Origin of the sequence: Leucobacter albus, from assembly GCF_039528015.1 — a bacterium.
Taxonomy (GTDB): Bacteria; Actinomycetota; Actinomycetes; order Actinomycetales; family Microbacteriaceae; genus Leucobacter; species Leucobacter albus.
In genome coordinates this window covers 281891-288208 of the sequence record NZ_BAAAKZ010000008.1, presented here as the reverse complement: position 1 = coordinate 288208, position 6318 = coordinate 281891, and the positions used below count along the sequence as shown (strand labels likewise).

General features: G+C 60.9%; 12 protein-coding genes. 8 read left to right on the top strand and 4 right to left on the bottom strand.

Features of this window, described 5'->3' with window-relative positions; all coding sequences use genetic code 11:
* The first annotated feature begins 89 nt into the window (after positions 1 to 89).
* From ABD115_RS10505 to ABD115_RS10480, 8 genes are all read left to right on the top strand, one after another.
* A complete protein-coding gene (locus ABD115_RS10505; RefSeq protein WP_343960686.1) occupies positions 90 to 566 on the top strand; it encodes a WDGH domain-containing protein in 477 nt (158 codons plus the stop codon).
* Between the two features lie 5 nt (positions 567 to 571).
* The gene (locus ABD115_RS16635) at positions 572 to 1135 is read left to right on the top strand and encodes an HNH endonuclease (RefSeq protein WP_382389556.1); all 564 of its coding nucleotides are present in this window, start codon (positions 572 to 574) and stop codon (positions 1133 to 1135) included.
* Positions 1132 to 1557: a hypothetical protein gene (locus ABD115_RS10500; RefSeq protein WP_343960685.1), complete on the top strand. Its 426-nt coding sequence runs from the start codon at positions 1132 to 1134 to the stop codon at positions 1555 to 1557. The genes ABD115_RS16635 and ABD115_RS10500 overlap by 4 nt, the downstream gene beginning before the upstream one ends.
* Positions 1554 to 1853: a hypothetical protein gene (locus ABD115_RS10495; RefSeq protein ID WP_343960684.1), complete on the top strand. Its 300-nt coding sequence runs from the start codon at positions 1554 to 1556 to the stop codon at positions 1851 to 1853. Before ABD115_RS10500 ends, ABD115_RS10495 begins: the two co-directional genes overlap by 4 nt.
* On the top strand, positions 1850 to 2161 hold the full coding sequence (locus ABD115_RS10490) for a hypothetical protein (protein ID WP_343960683.1): 312 nt from the start codon (positions 1850 to 1852) through the stop codon (positions 2159 to 2161). Before ABD115_RS10495 ends, ABD115_RS10490 begins: the two co-directional genes overlap by 4 nt.
* Positions 2162 to 2846: 685 nt before the next feature.
* Positions 2847 to 3122 (top strand): hypothetical protein, encoded by a 276-nt coding sequence (locus ABD115_RS10485; protein ID WP_343960682.1) that lies wholly within the window; start codon positions 2847 to 2849, stop codon positions 3120 to 3122.
* Between the two features lie 61 nt (positions 3123 to 3183).
* Positions 3184 to 3342, top strand: coding sequence for a helix-turn-helix domain-containing protein (locus tag ABD115_RS16630; RefSeq protein WP_382389555.1), 159 nt, complete (start codon positions 3184 to 3186; stop codon positions 3340 to 3342).
* A gap of 53 nt (positions 3343 to 3395) precedes the next feature.
* Positions 3396 to 3713: a hypothetical protein gene (locus ABD115_RS10480; protein WP_343960681.1), complete on the top strand. Its 318-nt coding sequence runs from the start codon at positions 3396 to 3398 to the stop codon at positions 3711 to 3713.
* Positions 3714 to 3887: 174 nt separating this feature from the next.
* On the opposite strand, the gene ABD115_RS10475 is transcribed toward ABD115_RS10480, so the two are convergent.
* The 4 genes from ABD115_RS10475 to ABD115_RS10460 form a co-directional block, all read right to left on the bottom strand.
* Positions 3888 to 4184 (bottom strand): hypothetical protein, encoded by a 297-nt coding sequence (locus ABD115_RS10475; RefSeq protein WP_343960680.1) that lies wholly within the window; start codon positions 4182 to 4184, stop codon positions 3888 to 3890.
* 8 nt (positions 4185 to 4192) lie between these two features.
* Positions 4193 to 4549 (bottom strand): hypothetical protein, encoded by a 357-nt coding sequence (locus ABD115_RS10470; RefSeq protein ID WP_343960679.1) that lies wholly within the window; start codon positions 4547 to 4549, stop codon positions 4193 to 4195.
* On the bottom strand, positions 4546 to 4806 hold the full coding sequence (locus ABD115_RS10465; RefSeq protein ID WP_343960678.1) for a hypothetical protein: 261 nt from the start codon (positions 4804 to 4806) through the stop codon (positions 4546 to 4548). The genes ABD115_RS10470 and ABD115_RS10465 overlap by 4 nt, the downstream gene beginning before the upstream one ends.
* Before the next feature lie 485 nt (positions 4807 to 5291).
* Positions 5292 to 6317 carry a hypothetical protein gene (locus ABD115_RS10460; RefSeq protein WP_343960677.1) on the bottom strand — a complete coding sequence of 342 codons (1026 nt, stop codon included), beginning with the start codon at positions 6315 to 6317 and terminating at the stop codon, positions 5292 to 5294.
* Position 6318 lies beyond the last annotated feature (1 nt).

Genomic DNA, 6318 nt, shown 5'->3' with positions numbered 1-6318 from the left:
ATGCTCGGCAACGGTGTCGTCACACAGCAAGCCGTCGCCGCACTTGAATCAATGACCGTCCGGTCTATCACTGAAGGAGAACATCAACCATGACCGAAGAACTCATCCGGGAAGCGCGCGACTACGCTCTCGCGCTGCACTCAAGCGTCCACGTCCGGCACACTGGCGCCGAGCTGATCGAGAAGATCTGTAACGCGCTCGAAGCTACTGCTGGTGCCGCTGTCTCCGGCTCCACCTCGGACGGCCACCACACGTTTGACGAGCTCTACGACTACCGCATGCTCTACAACGCCCATGCCGCGCACGGCTGGCTCGTTGCCGGTATCCCCGTGGTGAAGTCTTGGAAGCACTCGGACGGTGAACTCTGCTTTGGCGGAGGCTGGTTCATTGTCACCGCGACGCTACCGGCTGGGCAAGTGTCGAACCACTACAAGGCTGAACACTGGGGATTGTTCGCAGTGCCAGAGGTCGACCTGCCGCCAGAGTATGACGGGCACACGCCACAGATCGCGGCTGAACGGTTGCGGGCTGCTGCTGGTGCCGCACCAGGCGGTGGTGATTCTTGAGCGCCATGGTGAAGCCAACTTGCATTGTTAATGAATGCCAGAACCAGCGGAGTTCCCGCGGCATGTGCTGTTCTCACTATGGGAGGTGGCAGCGGCATGGCGATCCGCTCAAAGGCGGACCACCGGCAGGGAAGATAGTGCCATGCCAGGTTTCGGGATGTGAGAGGAAACATGAGGCTCGCGGGATGTGCCGTAGGCACTACCGCGCCCAACTGCGTAGGGCCCCACTGACAGAGCTGAGTGAAGCAGACCGAAAGAGATTCTGGGCTCTCGTTGATGTCAACGCGAACAATGAGTGTTGGCCATTCACTGGGTCGAAGTCTCGTGACGGTTATGGGCGATTCTTCGCCCAGCACAGGTCGATGTGGGCGCACCGTGTTTCCTGGGAGCTCGCGAACGAGAGGCCTCTTGGCGTTGGCATGGTGGCTATGCATACCTGCGATAACCCGCCATGTGTAAACCCTCGCCATTTACGCGAAGGGACGATCGCGGACAACAATGCCGACAAGATGGCCAAAGGTCGACATGGTGTGCCTGGAAGCGCAACACGGAGAGGTGGTGGGCGATGAGCGAGCAGCTTGAGGCACGTGTAGCAGCCGCGAGGTCGAAGCTCGAAGCATGGGACAAACGCCACACCGTCCCTGAATTCGACCACGGCATGCTGAACCTGCCCCTCCGCGCCCGTAACGGCAAGACCGGTATCGACGGGCTCGCACGCCAGCGTGCAGAGCTCCAACGAAACCTCGACAATGCCGAGGCGAAACTGCGTCGAGCTCAAGCCGCACCACGCCTCGCCGCCGAGAAAGCTGCACGCGAACAAACGCACGCCACGATCGATCTGAAAGCCATCCACGGCGACAAAACCGAAGTCCAATGGACACTCAACAGCGCATGGTTCACCGTCGTCCGCTGGAACAAGAAAAGCGTCACCGTCCTGATGGCCGGCGAACGCGACACGATCCCGCACACACAGATAGGAGGAGTGCGATGAACAAGAGAACCAGGCTGACTCGCTCCGAGCTCGTGGAAATCGTGAGCGATCGGCTCAACGACGACACGCTAGCGGAGGAGTCGATCGCTGAGGCTGAACGCGCAGCAGCAGGGGAGGCCCTATCCGATCAATCAGTGAAAGCGAGATGGCAAGTCCAAGACGCGCTCGCGATCCTCGACGAGACCATCGCGTACTGGGGTGAGTCAGCTTCCACCCACTCGAAGGAGTGCTGGAAATCTCACCCTGCATGCTTGGCCGTCGAAGTGAAGTCAGCTCTCGAAGGAGGAAAAGGATGAGCGAGCACACGCCAACCACTGATGTGGTGCGTGCCGGGTATGTCGAGGGGGTAGAGCACGACTGTTACTACGAGGGCGACGTGAAGACGACGCCAGACGGGCTCTATGGGGGCGAGATGTTCGATCGTTGGCTCGCCGAGGTTGAGCGTGCAGCCGCAGAGAAGGCCTACGAGCGTGGCCGCCTTGACGAGCGGCACGACTGTGAACGGTACGGCGAGTACGAGCGGGGCGAGATCACCGGGCCTCAACTGCGGGATAGCCTCCGCGAGTTGTACCCGTACCGACGAAACGAAGGAGAGAAGCCGTGAACGAAACAGCTGGTTTTCAGCACCAATGCCGAACCCCGCCTGTCTGGTTTGCCAGAGCGATTGGCTCTCGGGTCGGACGCGAATGGGTGTGTGGACGTTGTGGGCAGAAGTGGGTGCTGGGGCTTGCAAGGACCTACGGAGTACCGTTCGAGCCTACTGTCATTGAATGGAGGTCCAAATGACCGCCCCTGATGTGCGTACCGCCGCACAAACAGAAGCGCTAGGGCGCTGGCCGCGCCAAGATGTCTCTGTCATGCACGACGCTGACCTGAGCAACTACCTCTGCAGGCACGGGTTCGAAGAGGGCGCCATGTGGGGTGCTGCTCTGGTCACGCCGACACGGCAGCAGCTCGTTAGCGCGTTGGCTGCTGAGTTCCACGAAGGTGACCCGCAAAGCGCCGCGGATGCGGTCCTTGCGCTACTAGACGCGTCTAGGAACCGTGCTGCTTAAGCCGGTGCTTTCGTCGTGAAGCCGGCCAGCGAAATGTTGCTCGGATTGGCGTAGATGCAGGCTGAGTTAGAGCAGCGGACAGCGACCTGGGTCTCATGGACGTGGCCCGAAAGAACTGCGGTGCGGTCTGTGCGGTAGACGGGCTCGGAGCCACATTCAATGCAAACTGTTACGGTCATGTCGCTCACCTTACCCAGGTGGGCGGCATGACGGGAAGGGGATAGTCTCAGGAGCATGTTGCGTGCCACGATTCGTCTAATTGAAACCGTCGAGCTTGAAGCGTCGGGGGAGTCGCTCGAGGAGGTCCACGCACAGCTTGAGGTCAACCGGCCGGAGGGTTTCGATCTCGTGAAGGCGCCCGTGAAGATGGGCAAAACCGGTGGCGTGATTACCGCGACCGGCACGTACCATCGGCGGGACATGCTGCAAGAAATCGAAGCCCCAACGATGCCCGAGCTGCAGGCCGCTGTACCTGAAGGGTGGATGATGCTGCACGTGCAGACTGTGTGACTTATCCACAGATCCGCCGGCGCCGCCCCACCGGACTCGTCCGGGCCGCACACTGTGGGGCATGGACACGAAGCAGAAGATACTCGCACTCCGGCGATGGGGGTGGACATACGCGCAGATCGCTGCACAGTGTGGTGTGTCTGCCAGCTATGTGGGGCAGGTCGTGAGACGCGACCGCGCACAGAAGCTCATCGCTGCTGGGCGTGACCGTCCGCACTGAATGTCAGCCACCCCGCCTACACTGTTCGAACAAACATTCGAACGGGGGTAACCATGGGCCGATCGGAGCGCGGCGATGAGGTCGAACGCGAGCGCATGCCATACGTGCAGATTGACACGAATCTCTGGGCTGTGATGCGCTACCCCAGAGACCACCCCGTCGCCATGATCCTCGGCGTCGCAAACAGAGACAACGTGCCCCTGTTCTTCGTGCAGCAATGGCATCCTGAACCGTCAAAGCGCCGCGTGATCAGCCAGCACGACACCCTCGAGGCTGCGAATGCCAGCGTGCTGTGGGATCTCGAGAAAGTGGAAGCCGCCGGCCGAACCAGAGTCGGGCCACCAAACGGCGTCACCACCTCCCAGACATGACGAAACAGCCCCCTGTGAGCCTGCCCCTCCATAACGGAGAAAGCAGGCCCACAGGGGGCTGTTTCGTGTTTGTGCGCTGATCGCTCGGATCGCGCGGGCGGCTCATCGCGGGCGACGGCCTCCCTCGCGGCATATCCACCGCGGGAGATACCTCATCTCGCGACGATCACGCGCCTAGGCCGCGTAGCGCGGCTCGTAATGCGGGCGCGAAGAGCTGCCAAGCATGTACTTTTCGACGTTCGGCCACCGGTCGCCAAGCCACTGCGCGGCCTTCTGATACAGAAGGATCGCCGCAGCAGTGACAGCGGCCTGCGCGAGGGCGAGCGCCGACATGGCGCCATAACCCGCCTCAGCAAACACGCCATCGACGTACGCGAACCCGTCAGCAATAGCCGGGATCGCAGCAACAAGCCGCACAATCAGCACACCAACAAGGGCAGCAACGAACGTGCGAACAGACTGAATATTCATGGGACTCCTTACCCGAGTGATTTCGTAATAACAGCGATCGTGATGCCCGCAATAACAGACACCAACACGCCAGTAACCAGCACCGGAATCCACGCACTCTTATTCACTGCGGCCTCCACTGCATTCAATGTTTCTTTGAGGTCTTCGATCTGCTTCCCGTGGTCATCACGCGCCGCAAGTTTCGTCTCAACGTCACGGATGCGGTCGCCATGGTTTTGTAGGCGTCGCTCGTACTCTTCGTCCTTCAACGACCGATGCTGATCCTTCACCGCGATCGACGTGGTGAGCCGCGCAACCTCCACAACAAGTTCCGTGAGTGTCGCCTGGAACTTCGCAATCCATCCCGACGGCGTATCTTCGCTCATTTCTCGGGCAGCTTGTCAGTCACGCCCTCAATCAGAGCATCAGTATGAGCCATCACCGCTCGCACCGTCGTCTCCCCAGACTGAGTACCACCCTTCCTCGGGATCTTCGCATCAAGAATCTCCCGCGGCAGCGTCTCAAACAGGGCATCCATCCACGCAAACACCGCCCTCGGGGTTGTCTCCCCAGACTGGGAACCACCCTTCCTCGGGATCTTCGTGTCAAGAATCGCATCCGCAATCTCACGAGCAGTAGGCATGTCATCTCCTCCATAAGCAATCGGGCGCAAGAAACCAAGCAACCCTGAAGTGGTAAGCCAGGCAACCCGTGTCGCACCAGCAGCAGAAGACGCGCTCCCGCGATCATTCTGTGAAACAACCTCGATCTGGCCAGGCCGAGTACGCCCAGTCGCAACCGCAACATGCGAATCAGGGAAAGCGGCAGAGCACGCCCAGATCACCGCGTCGCCCTCCTGCACAGCAGCATCCCGCCCCACCCGGACGAAGAGCTTCTCAATCCCGGGGCGGGCAGGAAACGCAAGCCACAGTGACGATGCAAGCCCAGAATCACGGCCAGCATCCCCACTCGTCGACGCCTCAAAAGCAGTTGCCCCATGGCAGCGCATCGCATAATCAGCCCACAAGTCCCAGCACTGGGCCCCGTACGCTCCATCGATGTCGATCAGTTTCCCGACCGCCCACGACCGCCACTGAGTAAACGACCACGTCTTCACACCAGCCATGCTCAGACCCCCCGCACAAATAGTTCGTTCGGGCCAGCAGGCGTTGGTGCAGAAGTGATTTGCCCAGCGGTCGTGTCAGCCTTGAACGCCCACACCGTCAACGTATGGTCTCCTGCAGAAAGCGGCACCCGGGCAGAGAACTCTTGCCGGTTCGCCGATAAGGTTCCGACGGAGTTCGCAGGCCGAGTCCAATCTCGAAGCACAGTAGTCCCGTCGCGAAGCTGCAACGCCAGAACGTTGCCCTGGTTCGTGCCGAGCCCACGAAATGCGATCGTGCACTCAACCAATGTCTCTGCTGGGAGCGAGAATGAGGCTTCTACGCCACGGATGCGCACCGGCCCAGCGCCGATACCGTCCTGCGTATCATTCGTGACCAGCGCGTGAGCGATCGTCCCGCGACGCTTCCACCCATCCGCACCCCGCACATACTCACCACCACCATTGAGTACATGCGCGCGTGCACCCTCCCCAGCAGTCCACGCCGACAACTCAACGAGACTTCGAAAGAGCACCGTGCCGCCAGCAGAAGCCGTGTACGGGAACACTTGGGTGATGATCGCAGACTGTGTGGTGGTCGCTGCGGCGGCTGTCTCCACAGTGAACAGGGGGAGCGCGTCCGCAAGATTCGCTGGGAGTGTGGGCGCCACCGGGGTCGCTGAAGCTGCGCCCTGCTGCACCCCGAACGTGGGGGTGTCCGCGGTGTCCGACCACGGGGCCGCAGTAGACCGCGCGGTCACATAGACGAGGTCGATGCGCCTATTCGCTGACGGCGCCGGCGGAATAGTGACCATGGTGACACCGTCATTCGAGAGCAGCACGACACCGCCACGCACCTGCGCAGCACGAAACGCTTTCACCCCGATCGTCATGTTGTTCTGCCGGGTAAAGAGTTCCCCCGTGTGGTCTGGGAACACTCCCGCGCGAGGCTTTCCGGCCGCGTCACGCACAATCAGGCCCTCAAGATCACGTCGAATGTCATCGAACGTTGCCTTGAGCGTGTGACCAGGGAAGGGCTGATTCAGTGGCATA

Coding starts and splice junctions, on each gene's coding strand:
- ABD115_RS10505 (WP_343960686.1), top strand. CDS start 90: ATGACCGAAGAACTCATCCGGGAAGCGCGCGACTACGCTCTCGCGCTG.
- ABD115_RS16635 (WP_382389556.1), top strand. CDS start 572: ATGGTGAAGCCAACTTGCATTGTTAATGAATGCCAGAACCAGCGGAGT.
- ABD115_RS10500 (WP_343960685.1), top strand. CDS start 1,132: ATGAGCGAGCAGCTTGAGGCACGTGTAGCAGCCGCGAGGTCGAAGCTC.
- ABD115_RS10495 (WP_343960684.1), top strand. CDS start 1,554: ATGAACAAGAGAACCAGGCTGACTCGCTCCGAGCTCGTGGAAATCGTG.
- ABD115_RS10490 (WP_343960683.1), top strand. CDS start 1,850: ATGAGCGAGCACACGCCAACCACTGATGTGGTGCGTGCCGGGTATGTC.
- ABD115_RS10485 (WP_343960682.1), top strand. CDS start 2,847: ATGTTGCGTGCCACGATTCGTCTAATTGAAACCGTCGAGCTTGAAGCG.
- ABD115_RS16630 (WP_382389555.1), top strand. CDS start 3,184: ATGGACACGAAGCAGAAGATACTCGCACTCCGGCGATGGGGGTGGACA.
- ABD115_RS10480 (WP_343960681.1), top strand. CDS start 3,396: ATGGGCCGATCGGAGCGCGGCGATGAGGTCGAACGCGAGCGCATGCCA.
- ABD115_RS10475 (WP_343960680.1), bottom strand. CDS start 4,184: ATGAATATTCAGTCTGTTCGCACGTTCGTTGCTGCCCTTGTTGGTGTG.
- ABD115_RS10470 (WP_343960679.1), bottom strand. CDS start 4,549: ATGAGCGAAGATACGCCGTCGGGATGGATTGCGAAGTTCCAGGCGACA.
- ABD115_RS10465 (WP_343960678.1), bottom strand. CDS start 4,806: ATGCCTACTGCTCGTGAGATTGCGGATGCGATTCTTGACACGAAGATC.
- ABD115_RS10460 (WP_343960677.1), bottom strand. CDS start 6,317: ATGCCACTGAATCAGCCCTTCCCTGGTCACACGCTCAAGGCAACGTTC.